Origin of the sequence: Microbacterium sp. NPDC007973 (genome assembly GCF_042958465.1) — a bacterium.
Taxonomy (GTDB): domain Bacteria; phylum Actinomycetota; class Actinomycetes; order Actinomycetales; family Microbacteriaceae; genus Microbacterium; species Microbacterium galbum.
Genome location: NZ_JBIBJJ010000004.1, coordinates 205,904 through 228,652, shown reverse-complemented (window position 1 = coordinate 228,652; position 22,749 = coordinate 205,904). Strand labels below are relative to the sequence as shown.

Sequence of the window (22,749 nt, the reverse complement as noted above, 5' to 3'; positions counted from 1 at the left end):
GTGAGCGCGCTCACGGACGTCCCCGGTGCCGTCGTCGACGAGCACGGTCTCCGCCACGTCGGCTCGCCCGTCACGGAGCAGCGCAAGCTCGTATCCGGGCAGGCGCTCGCGCCCCTCGGCGACCGTCGCGTCATCTCGGTCGGCGGTGAGGACCGCCGCAGCTGGCTGGACTCGCTGTCGTCGCAGGCCCTGACTCACCTCGCTCCCGGCGTGTCGACCGAGTTGCTCATCCTCGATCCGCAGGGTCGTGTCGAGCATGCCGCCGCGGTGGTCGACGACGGCGAGACCACGTGGCTCCTCGTGGACGCGACCGACGCCGAGGCCCTCGCGGCGTGGCTGACCCGCATGCGCTTCCGCCTGCGGGTGGAGGTGCGCGATCGCTCCGACGACCTGTTCGTCGTGGGTGGCACGCGCTCGGCCCTGGCGGCATTGACGACGGTCGCACCCGTGTGGGTCGACCCGTGGCCGGAGGTTTCTCCCGGCGGGTGGGCCTACGCCCGGGTCGAGCCGCACCCGGGTGCCGAGCGCGACTGGTCCGAGGCGATCCTGGATGCCGCGGAGTACGCGCGTCTGGTGGATGCCGCCGTGCGCGGCGAGGTCGCGCTGGCCGGGCTCGATGCCGTCGAGGCGCTGCGTGTCGCGGCATGGCGCCCGCGCGTGGGCGTCGACGCCGACGAGCGGCTGCTGCCGCACGAGATGGACTGGCTGCGCACGGCCGTGCACCTGTCGAAGGGCTGCTACCGCGGGCAGGAGACGGTGGCCAAGGTGCACAACCTCGGTCATCCGCCGCGCCGTGTGGTCGCCTTGCAGCTCGACGGCAGCGACAACGTCCTGCCCGCTCGGGGCGACGAGGTGCGCGCCGGCGACGCGGTGATCGGAACCATCACGTCGGTCGCCGTCCACCACGAGGAGGGGCCGATCGCTCTCGCCCTCGTCAAGCGCACTGCTCCTGAAGACGTGCCCCTGGTCGTCATGACCGCCGACGGCCCGCTCGCGGCATCCGCCGAAACGGTCGTCCCGGCGGATGCCGGAGCGACCGCCGCGGTCCCGCGACTTCCGCGCCTGGGCCGCCGCCGCGCCCCGGAATGAGCACCGACGAGTCGTCGACGACCGTCGGGGTCGTCGTCCCTCGTTCGCGTTGGCGGTCGACGCTGTCGCGCCGGCTGCATCGTGTACGCGAGTCGGTGCCCGCGATCGCGCAGATCGTCGTCGCCGCGACGGCCGCTTTCGCCTTCGCGCATTTCGTGCTCGGCCATCCCGTGCCCCTGCTCGCCGCCACCGTGACCGTCTCGAGCCTCGGTCTGGTGCGCGACGCGAGACCGTGGCGCGTGGCGGAGACCGTCCTGGGCATGCTCGTCGGCATCCTCATCGCCGAGGTGGTGCTGCTCGTCGCGGGCGCCGGGTGGTGGCAGATCGCGGTGGCGATGGCCGTCACACTCGTCGTTGCGCGTTTCCTCTCGCCGCAGCCGGGGTTCGCGCTCGCCGCGGTGGTGCAGTCGCTCATCGCTCTGGTGCTCGTCTCGGGCGCGCCGTTTCTGCGCCTCGTGGACGGGGCGGTCGGCGGTGTCGCGGCGCTGGCGGTGACGGCCCTCATCCCGCGAACGCTGCGGCGCACGGAGCTGCGCGACGCCGACGAGCTGTTCGACGCCGTGGATGCGGCGATGGCCACGATCGTCCGGGCCCTGCGCAGGGGCGACCGGGCTCGCGCGGAGCGGGGTCTGGAGCGGGCACGCTCGTTGCAGACCTACGTCGACGCCTGGAGCGGATCGCTGGAGTCCGGCCGCGAGGTGGCGAGGATCTCGCCGTTCCTGCGCCGTCAGCGCACCGAGCTGCAGCGCCACGAGCGCGTGCGGGAGGCGCTCGACCTCGCGACGCGCAATCTGCGGGTCGTGGCGCGGCGCGCCGCCTACCTCTGCGCCGACGGCCAGCCTCGCCCGGTGCCCGCCGACCTCCTCGCCGAGCTCGCTCGAGCGGCCGCCCTCGTGCGCGACGGCCTCGACGACATCTCGATGGAACCCGCGGCGCGGGAGGCGCTCACCGGCCTCACCCCCCGCCTGGACCCCGCGCGGCTCCTGCCCGACGGCGGCATCGGCGAGCTCAATCTCGTCGCCGCGATGCGCCCGCTCGCCGTCGACCTGCTCGTCGCGGCGGGGATGCCCTCAGCCGAGGCGCGCGCACTCCTGCCGCGGATCTAACGGCTGCCCGCCGGCGGGCTCCCTTCGTCGCGACGCGGCGCAGTCGTCGGCGGCGATCCCGCCGCCATCGAGCGCTCCGCGCGACTCACCGCGGAGCGACCGCCTCCCACGCCACCCCGACCTCACCCAGTCGCCATCTCTCGCGCCGGACCAGCGGCCAGCCCTCGGCGGCGAGGGCGGCCATCGCCGTGCGCCAGCGATGGGTCGGGCCGAAGGGCGCCACCACCGCCGCGCGCGTCCATTCCCGATCGAGGGATGCCACGAACTCGTGCACGCGCTCTCCGGCGACGTTGCGATGGATGAGCGCCTTCGGCAGTCGCTCCGCAGCGATCGCGGGGGAGTCCAGGTGGCTCAGGCTCAGCGACACCGTGAGGCTGCGCGGCACGGCATCCGCCCCCACCTCCGCCCAGGTGGCGATGCGTCCGATCTCATCGCACGTGCCTTCGACGAGGATGCCGTCGGGCTGCAGGCGGCCGCACATGCGCGCCCACGCATCGGCGACGTCGGCCTCGTCGTACTGGCGCAGCACGTTCATCGCCCGGATGACGGCCGGGCGTCGACCGTCCGCGACGGGGACCTCGAAGCCGCCCTGCGCGAACGCGATACCGGCGACCCCCGCGGCCTGCTCTCGCGCACGCGCGACCCGGTCGGGGTCGATCTCGAGGCCGAAGACGGTGGCATCCGCTCGCTGGCGCGTCAGCCGGGCGAGGAGTTCGAGGGGCGTCACCGCGCTCGCGCCGAATCCGAGGTCGACGACGAGGGGGTCGTCGGTGCGCCGCAGCACGGGGTGGCGCGCGATCCACCGGTCGACGCGCCGAAGGCGGTTGGTCCCCGTGGTGCCGCGGGTGGGGCGTCCGACGGGCGAGGGTGTCACTCGGACATGATGCCAGCACCCACTCGCAAAGCGCGGGTCCCGCGTCGATAGCATGGAGTCATGCCTCACACGCTGATCCTCCTCCGCCACGGGCAGAGCGAGTGGAACAAGACCAACCAGTTCACCGGCTGGGTCGACGTGCGACTCACCGACCAGGGCAAGGCCGAGGCGAAGCGCGGCGGCGAGTTGCTGGCCGAGTCCGGCGTGCTGCCCGACGTGCTGCACACCTCGGTGCTCAGCCGTGCGATCCAGACGGCGAACATCGCCCTCGACGCAGCCGATCGCCTCTGGATCCCGGTGAAGCGCTCGTGGCGCCTCAACGAGCGCCACTACGGCGCCCTGCAGGGCAAGGACAAGGCGCAGACCCTCGAGGAGTTCGGCAACGAGCAGTTCATGCTCTGGCGCCGGTCGTTCGACGTCCCGCCGCCGCCGCTGCCCGCCGACGACCAGTACAGCCAGGTCGGCGACCCGCGCTACGTGGGCATCGACGGCGAGGTGCCCGACACGGAGTCGCTCGCCATCGTCATCGACCGCATGCTGCCCTACTGGCACTCCGACATCGTGCCCGACCTGCAGGCCGGCAAGACCGTGCTCGTGACGGCGCACGGCAACTCGCTGCGCGGCCTCGTCAAGCACCTCGAGGGCATCAGCGACGCCGACATCGCCGAGCTCAACATCCCCACCGGCATCCCGCTCGTCTACCGCCTCGACGACGACATGAAGCCCCTCGGCCCGGGCGAGTACCTCGACCCCGAGGCCGCTGCCGCCGGCGCGGCCGCCGTCGCCGCGCAGGGCAACAAGCACTGACGCCGCACACGACGAAGGGGTGGATGCCATGGCATCCACCCCTTCGTCGTGTGCGCGGTCAGATGACCGGGCTGGGCTCGTGCTCGGCCTCCTCGTCGGCACCGGCCCAGTCGCCCGTGGCCAGGTAGACGACCTTCTTCGCGACGGAAACGGCGTGGTCGGCGAAGCGCTCGTGGTAGCGGCTGGCGAGGGTGGCGTCGACCGTGGCGGTGGCCTCGCCCTTCCAGGACTCGCCGAGGACCTTCTCGAACACGCTGATGTGCAGCTCGTCGATGTCGTCGTCGGTGTCGCGGATGGACTCGGCGATGCGGAGGTCCTGCGTGCGCAGCAGCTCGGCGAGCTTGCGCGCCACCTCGACGTCGAGCTCGCCCATGCGCGTGAACGTCGTGCGCAGTCCCTTGGGGATGGCGCGCTCGGGGAAGCGCGAGCGGGCGAGCTGAGCGATGTGCTCGGCCATGTCGCCCATACGCTCGAGCGACGCACTCACTCGCAGGGCGGTGACGACGATGCGCAGATCGCGGGCGACGGGCTGCTGGCGGGCGAGGATCTCGATGGCCAGCTCGTCGAGCTCGACGGCCTTCTCATCGATGATCGCGTCGGCCTCGATGACTTCCTCGGCGAGGGCGACGTCGCTCGTTCCGAAGGCGCGCGTGGCGCGGTCGATGGCGACCGTCACGAGGTCGGCGATCTCGACCAGGCGGCTCTGGACGTCCTCGAGGGACTGGTGGAATACTTCGCGCATCGCGGGTACCTTCCTCGTCGGCGGCACGGCACATGGGTGTCCCGCAACCCTCGGGGATTCTTCCCAGCGAAGGTTAACGAGTGGTGCTGTGACAGTGAATAGTAGCCGCTGCCCGGGCCCGGGCAGGGGTGAACGGCGGGTGACGTCGCATCCACCCCTTTACGCTGTGGATATGGAACAACCGCAGCTCTCGCTGCTCGCGCTCCTGGCAGGCCTGCTGATCGGGGCCGCGGTGGTCGGCCTCATCGCCGGAGCCATCCGCGCCCGGAACCGCACTCTGGCTCAGACCTCGACCGAGGTTCCGGAGGGCGTGGAGGCCATGCTGGATGCGATGGACGACCCCGCCTTCGTGTGCGACACCTCCTCGACGGTGCTGGCGCTCTCGCCGGCGGCCGAGGTGTTCGGAGTCCAGGTCGGCGAGGTGATCGCCAGCGACGAGCTCAAGCGTGTCGCCCGCGTGGCCCGCGACACAGGCGCCGGTATCGCCGAGAACCTGCGTCTGCGCCGAGGTGCCGCCCCCGCCGAACCCCGGCTGGTCGCGGTGCGCGCCACCCCCATCTCGGGACGCCTGACGCTGCTGGTGCTGCGCGACATCACCGAGCGCGAGCGCGTCGAGGAGATGCGGCGAGACTTCGTCGCCAACACCAGCCACGAGTTGAAGACGCCCGTCGGCGCGGTGAGCCTGCTCGCTGAGGCCATCGAGTCCGCCGCCGACGATCCCGCACAGGTGCGGCACTTCTCCGTGCGTCTGCAGGCCGAGGTGACCCGGTTGAGCGCGCTCGTCAATCGCATCCTGAGCCTGTCGCGCCTGCAGGCGGCCGACGAGCTGCGCGACGTGCGCGACGTGTCGATCGACGAGGTCGTGACCGCCGCGGTCGAGGCCAACACGGTGCAGGCGGACGCCGCGCAGGTGACGGTGGTCCGCGGCGGCACGAAGGGCTTGTGGGTGCGCGGGGAGCCGCAGATCCTCACCGAGGCGCTCGGCAACCTCGTCGCCAACGCGATCGCGTACTCACCGGAGGGCTCGAAGGTGGGCGTCGGGGTCAAGCTCGACGACGGCGTCGTGGAGATCGCCGTCACCGACCGGGGGATCGGCATCCCCGAGAGTGACCAGCACCGAGTGTTCGAACGCTTCTACCGCGCCGACCAGGCCCGCTCGCGACGCACCGGGGGAACGGGTCTCGGCCTGTCCATCGTGAAGCACGCGGTGCAGCGGCACGGCGGCGAGGTGCGCCTGTGGTCCCGGCCCTCCCGCGGGTCGACGTTCACCATCCGCCTTCCGCTGTCGGAGACGCCCGATCTCGACAGCGTCCGTTCCAAACCGCGTCGCAAGGGTCGAAAGGCCACCGCAGCGATCGCCTCACCCGTGAAGGGAGACACCGCATGACCCGCGTTCTGATCGTCGAGGACGAGCCCGACCTCGCCGACCCGCTGGCCTACCTGCTGCGCCGCGAAGGATACGAGGTCGAGATCGCCGAAGACGGCGCGCTCGCTCTGGCGGCCTTCCGCGAGCGCGGAGCGGACATCCTGCTGCTCGACCTCATGCTCCCCGGGATGCCGGGGACGGAGGTGTGCCGGCAGTTGCGCCTGACCTCTCAGGTGCCGATCATCATGCTGACCGCGAAGGACTCCGAGGTCGACATCGTGGTGGGGTTGGAGCTCGGCGCCGACGACTACGTCACGAAGCCCTATTCCACGCGCGAGCTCCTCGCGCGGATGCGGGCCGTGCTGCGGCGCCGCACCCCCGATGACGCCGATCTCGACGACCGTGTGCTCTCGGGCGGACGGGTGGTGCTCGACATCGACCGTCACACGGTCGCGGTGGACGGGAGCGAGATCAGCATCCCCCTCAAGGAGTTCGAGCTCCTGGAGGTGCTCATGCGCAACGCCGGACGCGTGCTCACGCGCGGTCAGCTCATCGACCGCGTCTGGGGGACCGACTACTTCGGCGACACCAAGACGCTCGACGTGCACATCAAGCGCATCCGCTCGCGTATCGAGCAGAACCCCAGCGAGCCCAGCATGCTCGTCACGGTGCGCGGTCTCGGTTACCGCTTCGAGGCCTGACGCTCGACCCGCCCCCGCGAACGACGAAGGCGCCGACGGAGAACCGTCGGCGCCTTCGTCGTTCGCGTCAGGACGCGGGGGTCGCGGAGGGCGACGGCGTCACGGTCGGCATGACCGGGATCGGCGTGACCGAGAAGGACGGCGTCGGCGTCGGGGCGAGGGGGGAGAGGTACTCGAGGGCGCCGTCGAGCACGGGCACCTGCATGAGCGAGCCTTCGCCGTCGCCGGACTGGAAGTAGACGGGGACCGTGGTGCCGGGCATCGCGTCGATGCCGTCGAGACGGAGCGGCTCGGTGTCGCTGGTGAGGTCGCCCAGGCTGACGGTGCGGTTGGCCGGCACGATCACGGTCGACTTCACGGCCGAGGATCCCTCTCCGACCTCGACGCGGAGCGTGAGCGAGTCGGTGGTGTCGTTGACGATCGCCGCGACGAGGTTGCCGGTCGTGCCCTCTTCGTCGGCGACGATGAGCGCGTTGCGCACGTGCAGCGGACCGGCGGCGGCCGGGACGTTCACGCCGTCGGAGGCGGAATAGTCGATGGTGGTCGCCTGCGGTGCGATGAGGTTGCACCCCGTCGTGCCCAGCACGACAGCGGCACCCACGGCGATGGACGCGATCAGGCGCGTTTTCACGGATCCTCCAAGAACGGCAGACGACATCGGAATCATCCTACGCGGTCCACGGCGGCGCCCCGGTCCTGCTTCGGCCTCGCGCGCGCAGAGAGCGAGAGGCGTCACGGTGGGCGGAACCTTAGCGCATGCGGGCCTGTGGTATCCTGGATGTTGCCGAAAGGACATAACTCCATGCTTTTTGAGGTTGGCGAGACCGTCGTTTACCCGCACCATGGCGCGGCCACGATCATCGAGGTCAAAGAACGCGTTATCAAGGGCGAGACGAAGAAGTACCTGAAGCTCAACGTCACCCAGGGAGACCTCGTCATCGAGGTCCCTGCCGACAACGTCGACCTCGTCGGCGTCCGTGACGTGATCGGCAAGGAAGGTCTCGACCGCGTCTTCGACGTGCTGCGCGCGCCTTTCACCGAGGAGCCGACCAACTGGTCGCGTCGCTACAAGGCGAACCTCGAGAAGCTCGCGTCGGGCGACGTGATCAAGGTCAGCGAGGTCGTGCGCGACCTGTGGCGTCGCGACCAGGACCGCGGCCTGTCCGCGGGCGAGAAGCGCATGCTCGCCAAGGCGCGCCAGATCCTCGTGTCCGAGCTCGCTCTGGCCGAGAAGACCGACGAAGACCGTGCGAGCGTCGTGCTCGACGAGGTCCTCGCGTCCTGACGACATCGACATCGGCGCGCGTCCTTCCCGGGCGCGCGCCGATCGTCGTCGCGGCCGCTGCGCGCGCACGGCCGCGCTAGCGTGAACGGGTGACTCTCACTCCGGTTCCGCGTCTCGCGGTCATCGTCGTCGCCGCCGGTTCCGGCACCCGCCTGAAGGGCGGAGCGCCCAAGGCCTTCGTCGGCCTCGACGAGCGCAGCATCCTGCACCACTGTCTCGTGGGCGTCTTCGCGGCCGAGCCGGCGCAGGTGGTCGTCGTCATTCCTCAGGGGTTCGAGGGCGAAGCCCTCACCGACGCGCGCGACGCCGCCGGGGAACGCGCCGACCTCGTCACGATCGTGACGGGCGGCAAGACGCGACAGGAGTCCGTTTCCGCCGGGCTCGCTGCGCTGTGGGCCGATGTGGAGATCGTTCTCGTCCACGACGCAGCCCGCGCGCTCACGCCGCCCGCGGTGTTCGATCGGGTCGTGACCGCGATCGACGCGGGATCCGTCGCCGTCATTCCGACCGTGCCGGTGGTCGACACCATCAAGCGCGTCGACGCCGACGGCCGCGTGGTCGCTGCGGTCGATCGTTCCGAGCTGGCCGCGGCGCAGACACCCCAGGGCTTCCGTCGTGACGTGCTCGAGGCTGCGCTGCGGGACGCGGACGCGGATCACACCGATGACGCCGCGGCCGTGGCGTCCGCCGGTCACCCGGTCGCGACGGTGGAGGGGGACGCGGTGGCGTTCAAGATCACGACGGCCCCCGATCTCGACCGTGCTCGGGCGCTCCTCTCCGGGCGACCGTCGCCCGTCGCCGCGGCGACGCCGGCTCCGCGGGGGCCCCGAGTGGGCGTCGGGACCGACGTCCACGCGTTCGGCGGAGAGGGCGCGTTGTGGCTCGCGGGACTCGAGTGGCCCGGTGAGGTGGCCCTCTCCGGGCATTCCGACGGGGACGCGGTCGCCCACGCGATCGTCGATGCCCTGCTCGCCGCCGCGGGGCTCGGCGACATCGGAACGCACTTCGGGACGGACCGGCCCGAGTTCGCCGGCGCCCACGCCGATGCCTTCCTCTCGCACACCGTCGGGCTGCTCTCCGCCGCCGGGTGGCGGGTGGGCAACGTGTCGGTGCAGGTGCAGGCGAATCGGCCGCGCTTCGCCGCGCGACGCGTCGAGGCGGAACGGATCCTCTCCGCCGCGGTGGGCGCCCCGGTCTCCGTCAGCGCGACGACCACCGACGGTCTCGGCTTCACCGGGCGCAGCGAAGGTGTGGCTGCCTTCGCGACGGCGCTCGTGGTCCCCGCCTGAGCGCGCGTCTCAGAGGCGTCGTGTCATGAACGTCGACAGCGGGTCGGGGGCGTAGGGCGGGAACGCCGGGCACTCCTCGAACCCTTCACTGGCATACAGCCGACGCGCGGGGAGGAAGTCATCGGTACTGCCCGTCTCGAGCCAGAGGCTGCGGATGCCGCGCTCGTGGGCGTCCTCGACGATGTGTCGGAGGATCGCACGACCGATGCCCTGCCCGAGGAAGGCGTCGACCACGCGCATCGATTTCAGTTCCGCCCGGTCATCGCCCAGGTCTTTGCACGCGCCGATTCCCGCGAGCTCGTCGTCGACCCACGCCGACCACACCGTGATGCCGTCGGCGGTGAGGCCGTCGAGGTCGAGGGCGTGCACGCTCTCGGCGGGGGTGTTCTCGAGCATCCCCGCGAGGTGCGCGGCGGCCAGGGCGCGCGTGGCATCGGAGGAGAGGTCATCGGGACGGATCAGCAGAGGCACTCCGGCACCCTAGTCGGGGCGTGTTTCCGGCACGGGTCGCGCGCAGGGGCGGCCGGTAGGCTGAGAGGGTGACCGTTCGGCTGTATGACACGAAAGCGCAGGCTCTGCGCGACTTCGTCCCTCTCGACCCCTCGAACGTGACCCTCTACGTCTGCGGACCGACCGTGCAGTCCGGTCCGCACATCGGCCATGTGCGCGCCGCCCTCGCGTTCGATCTGCTCCGCCGCTGGCTCGAGCACCGTTTCGGGCGCGTCACCTTCGTGCGCAACGTCACCGACATCGATGACAAGGTGCTCGCCCACGCCACGGACGAGGAGCCGTGGTGGGCGCTCGCGTACCGCATGGAGCTCGAGTTCACCCGGGCCTATGCCGCCGTCGGCATCCTGCCCCCGACGTACGAGCCGCGGGCGACCGCCTCGGTGACGCAGATGCAGGAGCTCATCGCCGAGCTCATCGAGCGCGGGCACGCCTACGCCGCCTCGGGAGACGTCTACTTCGATGTGCGCTCGTGGCCCGCCTACGGCGAGCTGACGCGGCAGAGCCTGGATGCCATGGAACCCGCCGCCGACGCGGATCCCCGGGGTAAGCGCGACCCGCACGATTTCGCGCTGTGGAAGGGCGCGAAGCACGGCGAGCCCGCCTCGGCGACCTGGTCGTCGCCGTGGGGTGCGGGACGGCCCGGGTGGCACATCGAGTGCTCGGCAATGTCGCGCCGCTATCTCGGGCCCGAGTTCGACATCCACGGCGGGGGCCTCGATCTGCGCTTCCCGCACCACGAGAACGAGATCGCCCAGTCGACCGCCGCGGGCGACGCCTTCGCGCGGTACTGGGTGCACAACGGCCTGGTCACCGTCGACGGGCAGAAGATGTCGAAGTCGCTCGGCAACTTCACCCTGGCCGCCGACGTGCTCGCCGCACACGACCCCCGGGTCGTGCGGTACGCCCTCGCGGCGGCGCACTACCGCTCGAGCCTCGACGTGTCGGACAAGGCGTTCTCTGAAGCGGCGAGCGCGCTGGAGCGGATCTCGACCTTCCGCCAGCGCGTTCTGCGTGCCGCCGCGGCCGACCCGCTCGTCGTGGTGCCCGGCGAGGTGCCGGCGGACTTCGCGGCGGCGATGGACGACGACCTCGGTGTACCGCAGGCGATCGCGACCCTGCACGAGACCGTGCGCGCCGGCAATGCGGCCATCGACGGGGGAGACCTCGAGACCGCCGTCGCCGCTCACCGCGCGGTGGCGGCGATGCTCGGCATCCTGGGGCTGGATGCCGAGGAGCCGACCGGGGCGACGGGGTCGGTCGACGCGACCCTCGACGCTCTCGTGAACGAGATGATCGCGCAGCGCGCCCGCGCTCGCGCCGACAAGGACTGGGCAGCCGCCGACCGCATCCGCGATGCCGTCGCCGCCGCCGGAATCACGCTGGAGGACACTCCGGCCGGAACCAATTGGAGTATCGATGCCTAAGCCAGGACGCCCGGGAGCACGCAACCCCGGCAAGAAGAAGGGCCCTCTCAAGGGCACCGGCGGGCACTCCCGCAAGGCGCTCGAGGGGCGCGGCCCGACCCCGAAGGCCGAGGACCGCGCCTGGCACCCCGCCGGCAAGCGCAAGGCCGCCGAAGAGCGTTACGCCGCAGCGGGCGGGAAGGGGCGCCCCGGTGTGCGCGCGGTGGGCGGCAACCCCAACCGCAAGAGCCCCAAGGCCGCCGACGACACCGAGACGGTCACCGGCCGCAACTCGGTGCTCGAGGCGCTGCGGGCGAAGATCCCCGCGACGGCGATGTACATCGCCCAGCGCGTCGAGATGGACGACCGCGTCAAGGAGATGCTGTCGATCGCCACCAACCGCGGCATCCCCGTGCTCGAGGTCACCCGACCCGAGCTCGACCGCATGGCCGGCTTCGACGGCGTGCACCAGGGCGTCGCCCTGAAGGTGCCGCCGTACGCGTACGCGCACCCGCAGGATCTGCTCGAGAAGATCATCGACCGCGGCGAGGTGCCGCTGCTCGTGGCGCTCGACGGAGTGACCGACCCCCGCAACCTCGGCGCGATCATCCGCTCGACGGGCGCGTTCGGCGGCCAGGGACTGATCATCCCGCAGCGTCGTTCGGCGAGCGTCAACTCCGCCGCGTGGAAGACGAGCGCGGGAGCCGCCGCCCGCATCCCGGTCGCCCTCGCCGCGAATCTCACGGCGACGCTGAAGGAGTTCAAGAAGCAGGGTGTCTTCGTCCTCGGCCTCGACGGCGACGGCGACGTGTCGCTGCCCGACCTCGAACTCGCCGACCGTCCCGTCGTGATCGTCGTCGGCTCGGAGGGTAAGGGCCTGTCGCGCCTGGTCACCGAGACGTGCGACCAGGTCGTCTCCATCCCCATCTCCGCCGCCACCGAATCGCTGAACGCCGGTATCGCCGCATCCGTCGCCCTGTACCAGGTGTCGACGCTGCGCGGCACCGTCTGACCCGTCGAGAGGAACGCTCATGCCCCGCATCGCCGTCATCGGAGGCACCGGCTACGCCGGCAGCCACATCGTGACCGAGGCCGTCCGCCGCGGTCACACCGTCGTCTCCATCGCCCGCTCGGTCCCCACCGAGCGCGTCGAGGGGGCCACCTACCTCGAGGGCACCGTTCTCGACGTCCCCGGTCTCGTCGCCCAGCTCGAGGGCGTCGACGTGGTCGTGTCGGCCGCCGCCCCCCGCGGCGACATGGAGGGCAAGCTCCGCCCCGCCATCGCCGAACTCGTCACGGCTCTGCCCGAGAACGTCCGCGTGGGCGTGGTCGGCGGTGCCGGTGGATCGTTGGTCGCCGAGGGCGGCCCGCGCCTGATCGACACCGAGGGCTTCGCCGAGGAGTACAAGCCCGAGGCACGTGAGGCCATCGGCATCCTCGAGGACCTGCAGGCCGACGACACCGGGCGCGACTGGTTCTACGTGCACCCCGCGGGCGGCTTCGGCTCGTGGGCGCCGGGGGAGCGCACCGGCTCCTACCGCGACGGCGGCGACGTGCTCGTCGTCGACGACAAGGGCGACTCCTTCATCGGCGGGGCCGACTTCGCGGTGGCTGTGCTCGACGAGATCGAGAACCCCGCGCACTCGCGGGAGCGCTTCACCGTCGGGTACTGAGACCGCAGACCACCGAGGCCGTGGCATCCGGATCCTGATTCCGGATGCCACGGCCTCGGTCGTTCCGCCGGGGTGCCGCCCTATGCGCGAAATGACACGGGGATGACGAGGTGGTGCGTCAGACACTGTGAGCTCGACGCGATCGCGTGCCCTCGGCGGCGGGGGATGCGTGCGACACCGCCGCGTCTCAGACCAGGTCGCGCCAGTCGACGAGGTCGGTGTCGGTGGTCGGGACCTCGCCCGTCGCCGGAGCGTCGGCGTCGGACACCGTCGGAAGCGACATGGTGTCGGTCGGCGGGCCCATGACGGTCGCCTCGTCGCGGCGGTGGCGCAGGACGTCGTCGATGTAGGAGCTGACGACCTCGGCGAGGGGAACGGAGCGGCCCCGCGCCTGCGACATGTACCAGCGGTGCTCCAGCACCTGGTGGAACACCTCAGCGGGCTCGAGCTTGGCGCGCAGATCCCAGGGGATCGCCATGACGATCGGCTCGAAGACGCGCGTCAGCCACTCGTGGGCGACCATCTCCTCGTCGGCGCCGAGGCGCGAGACGCGCGCGCGGAACTCGTCGAGGTCGTTGAGCAGACGGCGGGCCTGGTTCTCCTCGACATCGAGACCCGTCAGCCGCAGGAGACGGCGTTGGTGGTGCCCGGCGTCCACGACCTTCGGCTGGATCGACACCTGCGTGCCGTCGCTGGCGGTGCGGATGGACATCTCGCCGATGTCGAAGCCCAGGGCGTTCAGGCGGTGCACGCGCTCGGTGATGCGCCACGACTCGTCGACCGCGAAGGTCTCCTTGTCGGTGAGGGCGCCCCACAGCGAGTGATACGAGGCGACCAGACCGTCGGCGATGGCGACGGCGTCCACCCCGCCCTCCAGGCGCCCGCCGGCTTCGAGGTCCATGATCTCGCCGGCGATGTTGGTGCGTGCGATGTCGAGGTCGTGCGCCCGCTGACCCGGGCTCAGGCGGTTGCCGTGGAGTTCGCCGGTCTCGGCGTCGACGAGGTAGGCGGCGAACTCGCCCGCGTCGCGCCGGAACAGGGTGTTCGACAGCGACACGTCGCCCCAGTAGAAGCCCACGTTGTGCAGCCGCACGAGGAGGACGGCCAGGGCGTCGACGAGGCGCGTCGCGGTGTGAGGGCGCAGGACCTGCGTGAAGAGCGCGCGATAGGGGAGCGAGAACTTAAGGTGCGCGGTGACCAGGGCCGCGGGCAGGGGGCGCCCCGAGGCGTCGGTGCGGCCCGCGATCACCGCGACGCGATCGACGCACGGGGCGTCGAGGCGGTCGAGGTTGCCGAGCATGTCGTACTCGCGACGGGCCATCTCCTCGGTCGTCTCCTTGATGGCCACGACGCGACCGGAGAGGTTCGCGAAGCGCACGAGGTGACGCGAGATGCCCTTCGGCAGCGCGACGATGTGGCTGCTCGGCCAATCGGCGAGGCTGGTCGACCACGGCAGCTGAAGAAGGCCCGGGTCGACGGTGCTGGCCGTGATGCTGAGCGATTCGGACACGGGTACCTCCGGGAAAACGGTGCGGCGCGCCCTCGACCCGACGAGGTCGGGAACGAGGACGCGCCGCGTCGGTGCGAGGGTCAGGCGGAGGCGATGGCCCGGTCGGTCAGGCGCTCGCCCGACTCGAGGTCGAACACGTGGACGTGTCCGGGAACCGGGGCCAGCACGACCGTCTCGCCCGCGTTGGGGTGACGACGACCGTCGACGCGCGCGACCAGGTCGGTGCGCTTGCCGTTGATGTCGGTGTGGCCGTAGAGGTAGCCGTCGGCACCGAGCTCCTCGACGAGGTCGACGACGACCGAGAGGCCGCGGCCGTCGGCCGGGGCGACCTGGATGTCCTCGGGACGCACACCGACGGTGACCTCGGAGCCGTGCGCCTTGCCGATGACGTCGGCCTCCACGGGGACGACGAGGTCGCCGAAGCGCACGCCACCCTCGGCGAGGTCGGCGGTGAAGAGGTTCATCGCGGGCGAGCCGATGAAGCCGGCCACGAAGACGTTCTTCGGGGTCTCGTACAGGTCGCGCGGCGTGCCGACCTGCTGGAGCAGGCCGTCCTTGAGGACCGCGATGCGGTCGCCCATGGTGAGGGCCTCGGTCTGGTCGTGGGTGACGTAGACCGTGGTGACCCCGAGGCGACGCTGGAGCGAGGCGATCTGGGTGCGCGTCTGGACGCGGAGCTTGGCGTCGAGGTTCGACAGCGGCTCGTCCATGAGGAAGACCTGGGGCTGGCGAACGATCGCGCGGCCCATGGCGACGCGCTGACGCTGACCACCCGAGAGGGCCTTGGGCTTGCGGGTGAGGTACTGCTCGAGGTCGAGGAGCTTGGCGGCCTCGAGGACGCGCGCGGCGCGCTCCTCCTTGCCGACGCCGGCGATCTTGAGCGCGAAGCCCATGTTCTCGGCGACGGTCATGTGGGGGTACAGCGCGTAGTTCTGGAAGACCATCGCGATGTCGCGGTCCTTCGGGGGCACGTCGGTGACGTCGCGGTCGCCGATGAGGATACGACCCGAGTTGACCTCTTCGAGGCCGGCGAGCATGCGCAGCGAGGTGGACTTCCCGCAGCCCGAGGGACCGACGAGGACGAGGAACTCGCCGTCTGCGACGTCGAGGTTCAGCTTGTCGACCGCGGGGCGGGTGCCGCCCGGGTACAGACGGGTTGCGTTGTCGAAGGTGACGGACGCCATGTTTTCTTCTCCTTCACCGGCAGGTACGTGCCGGACGATCCGTAGTGAATGGAATGAACGGGGGCGACCCCGTGCGCCCGACAGTGGACGCAGGGTCAGTATCGCACGTGTCTGGTCATTTCTCAGCCAGCCTCGTTAGCATCGTTGATCGTTCGCTCCACCCGCGCGTTCCCCCCGATTTCATGCGGCAGACGTTTATGCCCGGAAGGTTTCATGTCCCACGACCAGTCCCCGAACGTTCCCGCCGAACGCGACCGTCGCGAGGCGGTGCGTGAGAAGGCGCAGCAGGTCAAGGCGAAGCAGACGCGCTGGCGCATCGTGCGCCGATCGCTGCTGGGCGTCGGGGCCGTCGCGGTGATAGCCGTGGGTGCGGTCGGGGTCTCCGCCGCGCTGAACTCGCGCGAGGCGCGCTCGCAGGCCCTGCCCGACACCGCGACCGACGACGGTTTCATCGTGACCTCCGCGACGGGCGTCGCCGACCCCCTCGCCGATCAGACCGTCGACGGCAGCGCTGCGACGATGTCGACGGATGCCGCCCCCTCGCCCGCCGCGACTCCGGAACCGACCGGAACGGCCGCTCCGGTCGACATCCGCGTGTACGTCGATTACATGTCGACCGAGGCGCACGAGTTCCAGGCGGCCAACGCGACCCAGCTGTCGAAGTGGGTCGACGACGGCGCGGCGACCCTCACCTACTACCCGGTCGCCATGCTCACGTCGAAGTCGAACGGCACGAAGTACAGCCTGCGGGCCGCGGGCGCAGCGGCGTGCGTCGCGACCCACGCCTCGGACCGTTTCTTCGCCTTCAACCACGAGCTGCTGACCAACCAGCCCGCGGTGGACTCCGACGGCTACAGCGACCAGCAGCTCGCCGACATGGCCCAGGGCGCTGGCGTCAGTGACGTGGCGACCGTGCGCGACTGCATCGAAGACGAGACGTACACCTCGTGGGCGAAGGCCGCGACCGACCGCGCCATCAAGGGCCTGCCGGGTACCGACGGTCACGCGCTCACCGCGACTCCGACGGTGCTCGTGAACGGCACGGAGTACGTCGGCAACATGGACGACGCGAAGGAGTTCGCGCAGTTCGTGCTCACCGTCGACAGCAACGCGTACTACTCCACGGCCACTCCGACGCCCACCCCCTCGGCGACTCCCGCGGGTTGATCGCGTCGCGGCGACGCCGCATGTGTGGCATGACCGACGTATGAGATTCTGGTGACATGGACGACGAGCTCGAGGACTCCCCGCCGCGGCGATCCCGTGGTCAGTTGGCGGTGTGGGTCGAAGAGTTCCTCACCCAGGGTCACGCCGTGGCCGGCACCATCAAGGTCGTCGACCAGGAAGATGCCGACGGTCAGGACACCGGGCTGGTGGTCATGAACCTCCGCAACACCAAGGCGTCGATCTACATGCAGCCGCGCGGCTACGACGACCCCCTCTGGGAGGCGACGCTCACCGCGCGCCCCGATGACCTCACGCTCAGCCCCCATGACATGGCGAGCCTCGCCGCCGAATTGGTCATCGCCGGCAATCTCTGCTCCTTCCTGCAGTTCAAATCGCTGGAGTGGGATCGCCAGAGCGGGCGGCACGACTGAGGTCGTCGCGCGTCGTAGACTCGATCGCCGAGGCGCTGAGCGCCTCACGCCGGCTTGGCGCAATTGGTAGCGCACCGTACTTGTAATACGGGGGTTGCAGGTTCAAGTCCTGTAGCCGGCACGTCGCCCGTGACGATGAGGGACGCCGGCCGACGCCGCGGGGCTCAGGATCCGTGACGCGCGGTCCACTCCCGGAACGGCGCCGTCGCGTCATCCACCTCGATCTGCTCGGCGGGCAGCGCACGGTCCTCGGGAGCCTTCGTGTACTCGTCGTAGAACGACGCCAGCGTCATGAGCCGGTTGCCGTCCTCGTAGTGCTCGCCCTCCTGCTCGCGCGTGACGGCGAAGAAGAGACGGTCCGGCTGGGCGTAATACACGGCGCCCAGGCACATCGGGCACGGATAGGCCGTGACGTACATGTCGTGACCGGCCAGGTCGCGGATGCCCTTCTCGGCGGCCGCGCGGATGGCGCGGATCTCGGCGTGCGCGGTCGGGTCGCCGTCCTGGGCGACGTGATTGACCGCCTCGACGACGATCTCGCCGTCCTTGACGATGAGACACGCGAAGGGCTTGCCTCCGGCATCGACGTTCTCCTGCGCGCGCGAGACGGTGAGGGCGGACAGCTCCTGGTGGTTCATGGCTCGACGTTAGGCGTCCGGTCGTCCGGGGTCCGGGGCTGGGCGGCGGGGGAGAACCGTGCTAGCGCCGGCTCACGACAGGGCGTTCGCGAGCGCCACGAGGAAGACGCCCCCCGCGGCGACCGTGACCAGCCCCGCGAGCAGTGCACCGGCGATGGCGAGGGCGCGCAGGGGGCCGGGGCGGGTACCCGCCTCCCCGGCGAAGAGGAGTGCCGCGACGCCGACGACGAGCATGATGAGGTCTCCCACGAGACCGACCGGCGCCCACACGACGCTCGCCATCGCCGCCACCCCGGCGAGCAACGCCACGACATGGCGGACGTGGTTGCGGGGCGGGGCGGCTTCGGAGCTCATGAACGCGTTGTTCGTCAGCGCGGCCGCACGCGCAGCCACCGGGTCCCGTGCGCACCGAGGGTCACACCGGCTCCCAACCAGATCGGCGCGGACGAGACGAGGTCCAGCGCCTCGGGCGCCATGCCCGACAGGGTCAGCGCGTCGATCTCGACGGCCGAGTCGGCGACGTTGGCGAGGACGAGGACGGCGAATCCGTCGTCGCCCGGGCGGAGGAAGGCGACGACGGAGGGGACGTGGGCGTCGAAGGCGATCAGCTCGTTGCCGGAGAACTCCGGGGTCGCGCGGCGGACGTCGAGCAGGCGCGTGAGACGGGCGAACACGCGTCCGGCCGGGGTGTCGGCATCCCTCCGGTCCGCGTAGTTCTGCGCGGGACGGAAGGGGCGGTGCACCCATCGACTGTCGCCCGCCTCCTCCGGGCGGTCGGAATAGCCGTAGTCGTTGAGCTGGGCCACCTCGTCGCCGAGGTAGAGCAGCGGGATGCCGCCGGTGGACAGGGCCAGCGCGTGCGCGAGGATGACGCGGTCCTCGCCACCGGCGTCGCCCGCCTCGATCCCGGCGAGGGATGCCGTGGTGCCGGTGACGCGGGCGTCGCCCGTGCGGGGGTTCTCCTGGAACGGCACGCCGCGGGCGAAGGTGCCCTCGGCTCGGCCGACGTAGAAGTCGTTGAGGAAGCGGCGATGCGGGTGGCCGTCGATCCCGAGCTCGGCGGCATCCTCATCGGCGAAGGTCCACCCGATGTCGTCGTGGCTGCGTACGTAGTTGACCCAGGCCGTGCCCGCGGGCAGGGCGTGGCGGCGCTCGAGGGCCTGCTGGAGGAGGCGTCCGTCTCGGGTGGCTTGCGCCTCCCAGGTCAGCGCCATCTGCAGGGGGTTGTAGGAGATCTGGCATTCGTCGGGGGAGATGTACGACACGACCTCGTCGGGGTGCACGATCGCCTCCGACTTGAACAGCAGGCCGGGAGCGGCCATCCGCAGCACCGCGTTGAACGCCTGCAGCAGCAGATGCGCCTCGGGCAGGGACTCGCACGTGGTGCCGAGGCGCTTCCAGATGAAGGCCACGGCATCCATCCGCAGGATCTCCACACCCTGGTTCGCCAGGAACAGCATCTCGCCGGCCATGGCCTCGAAGACGGCGGGGTTGGCGTAGTTCAGGTCCCACTGGAAGTGGTAGAAGGTCGCCCAGATCCACCGGCCGTCGTCGAGCTGCACGAACGAGCCCGGGTGGTCGTCGGGGAAGATCTCGCGAGTGGTGCGCTCGTACGCGTCGGGCATCTCGCGGTCGGGGAAGATGAGGTAGAAGTCCTCGTACCCGCGCTCGCCCGCGACGGCCTTCTGCGCCCAGCGGTGCTCGTTGCTGGTGTGGTTGAAGATGAAGTCGACGACGAGCGAGATACCGGCCCGGCGCAGGTCGGCGGCGAGTTCGGCGAGATCGGCCATCGTGCCGAGCTTCGGGTTGACGCGGCGATAGCTCGAGACCGCGTAGCCGCCGTCGCTGTTGCCCTCGGGGCTCTCGAACAGCGGCATGAGGTGCAGGTAGGTCAGGCCGAGCTCGCGGAAATACGGGATGGAGTCGCGGATGCCGCTGAGTCCCCCGGCGTACCGGTCGACGTAGCAGACCCCTCCGACCATGCGCTCGCTCTCGAACCACTCCGGCTCGCTCTCTCGCGCGCGGTCGAGTGCTTTGAGGTCGGCGGGACGCGCCGCCCAGGAACGTCGGGCGAGGTCGACCATGGACGCCAGACGCTCGAAGCCGTCGGCGCGGTCGCCGTAGAGCTGGGCGAACAGGTCGTGGAGGCGGGGGAGATGCACCTCGGCGTTCGCCAGGAACTCGCGATCGACCTGGTCGGCGGCGAGGTCGGCGAGGATCGCGGAGACGTCGTGGGAGGTGCCTCGGAGCTGTGTCACGGGGGAAATCCTGACGCATCGGAGGGGATGGGGGCGACAACGACGTGGTCTCGATCTCGGCACGGATGCCGGGGTGCGCGGTACATCCTCTTCAAAACACGGGCGGTTGGGGGCGGCGTACCCGCGGCGAAGGGAGGGGCGAGTGATCCGGACGGGGGCCCGAGTTGACCCCTTTTGTTCCGTCTGTGTGGTACAAATTGTGCCAGTGGAAAGATACGAAAGGTGGGCGCACGATGATGGGCGAGATCGCAAGCATCGCGAGCAGGCTGTGGCAGGCGTCGCCGGCCGAGATCGGGTGGGGGCTGGCGTCGTCTCCGGTGGTGTGCGCCGCCGGAGCCGTCGTCCTCGCCCTCATCGTCGCTCGCGTCCGGCGGCGACCGGGCGGGGCGTCCGGCGCCGGCGCCGATCGCGAACGCGTCGCGCTCGGCGCGCTCGCCCTCATGGTGGGCGCGGCGTGGCTCGCCGACATCGTCCTGCGCGGGTACGTCTTCGACATGTCGGCGACCGTGTCGTGGTGGCGGTTCGCCGTCGCTCCTCTCATCGCAACCGGCGGCCTCGTCGTCCTGGGCGCATCGCTGCGTGCCGGAGGGGCGCGGCGCGCGGTCGATGCCCTCTCGGTGACGCGGCGCACCTGGACGACCTTCGGGCCGCGTCGCGAACTCGTCGCGCTCGTCGCGCTCGCCGCCCTCACCGGGGCGATCGTCGTGGTGTTCGGGACCACGGCGATGTCGCTCGAACCGGGGGTCAGCGCTCACGTCGCCTTGGACGCCCCCAACACCGCGTACGCACCCGTCGTTCTGCCCTTTCCCGGGTGGGCCTACGGCATCCCCACGATCTCGGCCCTCGTGCTCGTGATCGCGGCGACCGTCTTCGCGCTGCATCGGAACAGCGTCCGTCCCTTCCGTGGGGGCCTCGGGTGGGACGAGGAGAGCTCTCGACGCGCGATGACGGCCCGCGGGCTGGTCGCCGTCGCTCTCGCGGCGACGCTCCTGGCGCTGGCGGGTCTGCTGCGCATGGCGCGGGCGGCCGTCCTCACGTCGATGACGTTCGCCGACAGCGGGGAGACCGTGAACGTCTCCGTCCCGCACGAGGATCTCATCGTTCTCGGCGGGATGCTCGCGCCCGTGCTCGAGATCAGCGGGATCGTGGTGCTCGCGCTCCTCGTCATCCGCGCGAGCGAGCTCGTCGTGCCCGGCCGGCGCCTCGCCCGGACCGCGGGGAGCGCGGCGTGAGGACTCCGACTCCGGACGACGTCGTCGAGCCCGCCTCGACCGATGACCTCCACCGCTTCTTCCGCGGGCTGATCGTCTCGGGGCGGCTCGGCGCCGGGGAGAAGCTGCCGACGGTGCGTCAAGCCGCCGTCGACTTCGGTGTGGCGCCGGGAACGGTGCAGAAGGCGTATCGCGCCCTCGAGGCCGACGGTCTCACCGTGAGCAGGGTGGGATCGGGAACCCGGGTCGCCCCCGGGGTGGCCGCGCTCTCGGCCGATCTCGCGCGACGCCTCCGGTCGATCGCCGATGCGGCGGCGGCGGAGGGGGTCGATCTCGAGACGCTGATCGACGTGTTGCGCACCATGTCGGAGGACGTCCGTTCCGCGTGACCTATCGGCGCGCGTCGGCCGCGACCGGCCGTCCCCTACGATCGACCGTGGCCCCCGAGCGGGGGAACGAGGGGAGAGCGGTGGCGGAGCGCGGATCGGTCGGCCTCGCCGTCGCCGGAGCGGTGCTCATCGGCGCCCTCACGGCCCTCCAGGCCCGCATCAACGGCACGCTCGGGGCGGAGATCGGTGACGGGTTCGTCGCGGCCGCGATCTCGTTCGGGTCGGGGCTGGTCATCCTCATCGCGCTGTCGGCCCTGGTTCCGCAGGGTCGCCGCGGATTCGAGCGCCTCGTTTCCGGCATCCGATCGCGAACGATCCCCGCGTGGACGCTGCTGGGCGGTCTTGCGGGAGCGTTCACCGTCGCGAGTCAGGGGCTGACGGTGGCGACCATCGGAGTCGCCCTCTTCACGGTCGGTTTCGTCGCCGGGCAGACCACCGGGGGGCTCGTGCTGGACCGCGTCGGCTTCGGGCCGGCGGGCGTCGTGCCCGTCACGGTGCGACGCGTCATCGGCGCGCTCCTGGCGATCGCCGGGGTCGTGGTGTGCCTGTCGGGGGATGCCATCGGCGGTGTGCCGCTCTGGATGCTCATCGTTCCGGCGATCGCCGGAGCGGGCGTCGCCTGGCAGCAGGGGACGAACGGGCGACTGCGCGTGCGCGTGGAGAGTCCGCTGACGGCGACGCTGGTGAATTTCATCGGCGGCACCGTGGTGCTGCTCGTGGCCGCGTTCGTGCACGTCGGCGTCGTGGGCGCTCCCCGCGCCGTGCCGACGGAACCGTGGCTCTACGTCGGCGGGGCCGTCGGCGTGGTCTACATCTTCCTGTCGGCGGTGGTCGTGCGCCGCACGGGCGTGCTGCTGCTGGGTCTCGGGTCGGTGGTCGGCCTGCTCACCACCTCGGTGCTGCTCGACGCCCTCTGGCCCGCTCCCGCCGCGCCCGCCACCCCGGTGGCGCTTCTCGCTGCGGCCGTGGCGATCGCCGGGGTCGCCGTGGCCGCCGTGCCGTGGAGGCGCCGGAGCCGCTAGGAGCGTTCCCCCGGACGCGGCCCGACACGTCGGCCGTTCGCGCCGCTCACGCCGCGCGCCCGCGGCGCGTTCATGCCCCGCCGGAGACACGACG

General features: G+C 71.1%; 24 protein-coding genes and 1 tRNA gene. 16 read left to right on the top strand and 9 right to left on the bottom strand.

Annotation, left to right across the window (positions count from 1 at the left end):
• Positions 1–1,089 (top strand): YgfZ/GcvT domain-containing protein, encoded by a 1,089-nt coding sequence (locus tag ACFZA2_RS13810; protein WP_391405871.1) that lies wholly within the window; start codon positions 1–3, stop codon positions 1,087–1,089.
• On the top strand, positions 1,086–2,195 hold the full coding sequence (locus tag ACFZA2_RS13805) for an aromatic acid exporter family protein (RefSeq protein WP_391405868.1): 1,110 nt from the start codon (positions 1,086–1,088) through the stop codon (positions 2,193–2,195). The genes ACFZA2_RS13810 and ACFZA2_RS13805 overlap by 4 nt, the downstream gene beginning before the upstream one ends.
• 85 nt (positions 2,196–2,280) lie before the next feature.
• On the opposite strand, the gene ACFZA2_RS13800 is transcribed toward ACFZA2_RS13805, so the two are convergent.
• The gene (locus ACFZA2_RS13800) at positions 2,281–3,069 is read right to left on the bottom strand and encodes a class I SAM-dependent methyltransferase (protein ID WP_391405865.1); all 789 of its coding nucleotides are present in this window, start codon (positions 3,067–3,069) and stop codon (positions 2,281–2,283) included.
• A gap of 60 nt (positions 3,070–3,129) precedes the next feature.
• On the opposite strand from ACFZA2_RS13800, the gene ACFZA2_RS13795 reads away from it, so the two are divergent.
• On the top strand, positions 3,130–3,876 hold the full coding sequence (locus ACFZA2_RS13795; protein ID WP_391405862.1) for a phosphoglyceromutase: 747 nt from the start codon (positions 3,130–3,132) through the stop codon (positions 3,874–3,876).
• Between the two features lie 58 nt (positions 3,877–3,934).
• On the opposite strand, the gene phoU is transcribed toward ACFZA2_RS13795, so the two are convergent.
• Positions 3,935–4,618, bottom strand: coding sequence for a phosphate signaling complex protein PhoU (gene phoU / locus ACFZA2_RS13790; RefSeq protein WP_315994796.1), 684 nt, complete (start codon positions 4,616–4,618; stop codon positions 3,935–3,937).
• 172 nt (positions 4,619–4,790) lie between these two features.
• Between phoU and ACFZA2_RS13785 the strand changes: the two genes are divergently transcribed.
• A complete protein-coding gene (locus ACFZA2_RS13785; RefSeq protein WP_391405860.1) occupies positions 4,791–6,005 on the top strand; it encodes a sensor histidine kinase in 1,215 nt (404 codons plus the stop codon).
• Positions 6,002–6,685, top strand: coding sequence for a response regulator transcription factor (locus tag ACFZA2_RS13780; RefSeq protein ID WP_315994794.1), 684 nt, complete (start codon positions 6,002–6,004; stop codon positions 6,683–6,685). Before ACFZA2_RS13785 ends, ACFZA2_RS13780 begins: the two co-directional genes overlap by 4 nt.
• Positions 6,686–6,752: 67 nt before the next feature.
• On the opposite strand, the gene ACFZA2_RS13775 is transcribed toward ACFZA2_RS13780, so the two are convergent.
• On the bottom strand, positions 6,753–7,316 hold the full coding sequence (locus ACFZA2_RS13775) for a DNA modification methylase (protein ID WP_315994793.1): 564 nt from the start codon (positions 7,314–7,316) through the stop codon (positions 6,753–6,755).
• Positions 7,317–7,487: 171 nt separating this feature from the next.
• On the opposite strand from ACFZA2_RS13775, the gene ACFZA2_RS13770 reads away from it, so the two are divergent.
• A complete protein-coding gene (locus tag ACFZA2_RS13770; RefSeq protein ID WP_013585821.1) occupies positions 7,488–7,970 on the top strand; it encodes a CarD family transcriptional regulator in 483 nt (160 codons plus the stop codon).
• A gap of 89 nt (positions 7,971–8,059) precedes the next feature.
• Positions 8,060–9,259, top strand: a complete 1,200-nt coding sequence (ispD, locus tag ACFZA2_RS13765) for a 2-C-methyl-D-erythritol 4-phosphate cytidylyltransferase (RefSeq protein ID WP_391405856.1) — start codon at positions 8,060–8,062, stop codon at positions 9,257–9,259.
• Between the two features lie 9 nt (positions 9,260–9,268).
• On the opposite strand, the gene ACFZA2_RS13760 is transcribed toward ispD, so the two are convergent.
• Positions 9,269–9,730, bottom strand: a complete 462-nt coding sequence (locus ACFZA2_RS13760) for a GNAT family N-acetyltransferase (RefSeq protein WP_391405853.1) — start codon at positions 9,728–9,730, stop codon at positions 9,269–9,271.
• 68 nt (positions 9,731–9,798) lie between these two features.
• Between ACFZA2_RS13760 and cysS the strand changes: the two genes are divergently transcribed.
• The 3 genes from cysS to ACFZA2_RS13745 are packed head-to-tail and all read left to right on the top strand — an operon-like array spanning position 9,799 to position 12,845.
• A complete protein-coding gene (gene cysS / locus ACFZA2_RS13755) occupies positions 9,799–11,193 on the top strand; it encodes a cysteine--tRNA ligase (protein WP_391405850.1) in 1,395 nt (464 codons plus the stop codon).
• The gene (gene rlmB / locus ACFZA2_RS13750; RefSeq protein WP_391405847.1) at positions 11,186–12,184 is read left to right on the top strand and encodes a 23S rRNA (guanosine(2251)-2'-O)-methyltransferase RlmB; all 999 of its coding nucleotides are present in this window, start codon (positions 11,186–11,188) and stop codon (positions 12,182–12,184) included. Before cysS ends, rlmB begins: the two co-directional genes overlap by 8 nt.
• 19 nt (positions 12,185–12,203) lie before the next feature.
• Positions 12,204–12,845, top strand: coding sequence for an NAD(P)-dependent oxidoreductase (locus tag ACFZA2_RS13745; RefSeq protein WP_391405844.1), 642 nt, complete (start codon positions 12,204–12,206; stop codon positions 12,843–12,845).
• A gap of 187 nt (positions 12,846–13,032) precedes the next feature.
• On the opposite strand, the gene ACFZA2_RS13740 is transcribed toward ACFZA2_RS13745, so the two are convergent.
• On the bottom strand, positions 13,033–14,355 hold the full coding sequence (locus ACFZA2_RS13740; RefSeq protein WP_391405841.1) for a DUF4032 domain-containing protein: 1,323 nt from the start codon (positions 14,353–14,355) through the stop codon (positions 13,033–13,035).
• Positions 14,356–14,435: 80 nt separating this feature from the next.
• On the bottom strand, positions 14,436–15,539 hold the full coding sequence (locus tag ACFZA2_RS13735; RefSeq protein ID WP_391405838.1) for an ABC transporter ATP-binding protein: 1,104 nt from the start codon (positions 15,537–15,539) through the stop codon (positions 14,436–14,438).
• A gap of 213 nt (positions 15,540–15,752) precedes the next feature.
• On the opposite strand from ACFZA2_RS13735, the gene ACFZA2_RS13730 reads away from it, so the two are divergent.
• The 3 genes from ACFZA2_RS13730 to ACFZA2_RS13720 all read left to right on the top strand — a co-directional run bounded on the left by ACFZA2_RS13730 (position 15,753) and on the right by ACFZA2_RS13720 (position 17,258).
• Complete coding sequence (locus ACFZA2_RS13730; protein ID WP_391405835.1) at positions 15,753–16,706, top strand: DsbA family protein; 954 nt, start codon at positions 15,753–15,755, stop codon at positions 16,704–16,706.
• Positions 16,707–16,762: 56 nt separating this feature from the next.
• Positions 16,763–17,137, top strand: a complete 375-nt coding sequence (locus ACFZA2_RS13725; protein WP_391405832.1) for a hypothetical protein — start codon at positions 16,763–16,765, stop codon at positions 17,135–17,137.
• Between the two features lie 48 nt (positions 17,138–17,185).
• Positions 17,186–17,258 (top strand) — tRNA-Thr (locus ACFZA2_RS13720).
• 43 nt (positions 17,259–17,301) lie between these two features.
• Here the strand turns inward: ACFZA2_RS13720 and ACFZA2_RS13715 are convergent.
• The 3 genes from ACFZA2_RS13715 to ACFZA2_RS13705 form a co-directional block, all read right to left on the bottom strand.
• Positions 17,302–17,775: a nucleoside deaminase gene (locus ACFZA2_RS13715; protein WP_391405829.1), complete on the bottom strand. Its 474-nt coding sequence runs from the start codon at positions 17,773–17,775 to the stop codon at positions 17,302–17,304.
• Between the two features lie 72 nt (positions 17,776–17,847).
• The gene (locus tag ACFZA2_RS13710; protein ID WP_391405826.1) at positions 17,848–18,129 is read right to left on the bottom strand and encodes a hypothetical protein; all 282 of its coding nucleotides are present in this window, start codon (positions 18,127–18,129) and stop codon (positions 17,848–17,850) included.
• 14 nt (positions 18,130–18,143) lie between these two features.
• On the bottom strand, positions 18,144–20,033 hold the full coding sequence (locus ACFZA2_RS13705) for an amylosucrase (protein ID WP_391405823.1): 1,890 nt from the start codon (positions 20,031–20,033) through the stop codon (positions 18,144–18,146).
• A gap of 233 nt (positions 20,034–20,266) precedes the next feature.
• On the opposite strand from ACFZA2_RS13705, the gene ACFZA2_RS13700 reads away from it, so the two are divergent.
• From ACFZA2_RS13700 to ACFZA2_RS13690, 3 genes are read left to right on the top strand one after another with little or no spacing between them, the layout of a single operon-like run.
• A complete protein-coding gene (locus tag ACFZA2_RS13700; RefSeq protein WP_391405820.1) occupies positions 20,267–21,265 on the top strand; it encodes a hypothetical protein in 999 nt (332 codons plus the stop codon).
• The gene (locus ACFZA2_RS13695) at positions 21,262–21,633 is read left to right on the top strand and encodes a GntR family transcriptional regulator (RefSeq protein ID WP_391405817.1); all 372 of its coding nucleotides are present in this window, start codon (positions 21,262–21,264) and stop codon (positions 21,631–21,633) included. Before ACFZA2_RS13700 ends, ACFZA2_RS13695 begins: the two co-directional genes overlap by 4 nt.
• 47 nt (positions 21,634–21,680) lie before the next feature.
• A complete protein-coding gene (locus tag ACFZA2_RS13690) occupies positions 21,681–22,655 on the top strand; it encodes a DMT family transporter (protein ID WP_391405815.1) in 975 nt (324 codons plus the stop codon).
• Positions 22,656–22,749 lie beyond the last annotated feature (94 nt).

Excerpts from the sequence above, each read along its gene's own strand:
- ACFZA2_RS13805 (WP_391405868.1), top strand. The coding sequence starts at position 1,086 with ATGAGCACCGACGAGTCGTCGACGACCGTCGGGGTCGTCGTCCCTCGT.
- ACFZA2_RS13795 (WP_391405862.1), top strand. The coding sequence starts at position 3,130 with ATGCCTCACACGCTGATCCTCCTCCGCCACGGGCAGAGCGAGTGGAAC.
- phoU (WP_315994796.1), bottom strand. The coding sequence starts at position 4,618 with ATGCGCGAAGTATTCCACCAGTCCCTCGAGGACGTCCAGAGCCGCCTG.
- ACFZA2_RS13785 (WP_391405860.1), top strand. The coding sequence starts at position 4,791 with ATGGAACAACCGCAGCTCTCGCTGCTCGCGCTCCTGGCAGGCCTGCTG.
- ACFZA2_RS13780 (WP_315994794.1), top strand. The coding sequence starts at position 6,002 with ATGACCCGCGTTCTGATCGTCGAGGACGAGCCCGACCTCGCCGACCCG.
- ACFZA2_RS13770 (WP_013585821.1), top strand. The coding sequence starts at position 7,488 with ATGCTTTTTGAGGTTGGCGAGACCGTCGTTTACCCGCACCATGGCGCG.
- rlmB (WP_391405847.1), top strand. The coding sequence starts at position 11,186 with ATGCCTAAGCCAGGACGCCCGGGAGCACGCAACCCCGGCAAGAAGAAG.
- ACFZA2_RS13745 (WP_391405844.1), top strand. The coding sequence starts at position 12,204 with ATGCCCCGCATCGCCGTCATCGGAGGCACCGGCTACGCCGGCAGCCAC.
- ACFZA2_RS13735 (WP_391405838.1), bottom strand. The coding sequence starts at position 15,539 with ATGGCGTCCGTCACCTTCGACAACGCAACCCGTCTGTACCCGGGCGGC.
- ACFZA2_RS13730 (WP_391405835.1), top strand. The coding sequence starts at position 15,753 with ATGTCCCACGACCAGTCCCCGAACGTTCCCGCCGAACGCGACCGTCGC.
- ACFZA2_RS13725 (WP_391405832.1), top strand. The coding sequence starts at position 16,763 with ATGGACGACGAGCTCGAGGACTCCCCGCCGCGGCGATCCCGTGGTCAG.
- ACFZA2_RS13715 (WP_391405829.1), bottom strand. The coding sequence starts at position 17,775 with ATGAACCACCAGGAGCTGTCCGCCCTCACCGTCTCGCGCGCGCAGGAG.
- ACFZA2_RS13710 (WP_391405826.1), bottom strand. The coding sequence starts at position 18,129 with ATGAGCTCCGAAGCCGCCCCGCCCCGCAACCACGTCCGCCATGTCGTG.
- ACFZA2_RS13700 (WP_391405820.1), top strand. The coding sequence starts at position 20,267 with ATGATGGGCGAGATCGCAAGCATCGCGAGCAGGCTGTGGCAGGCGTCG.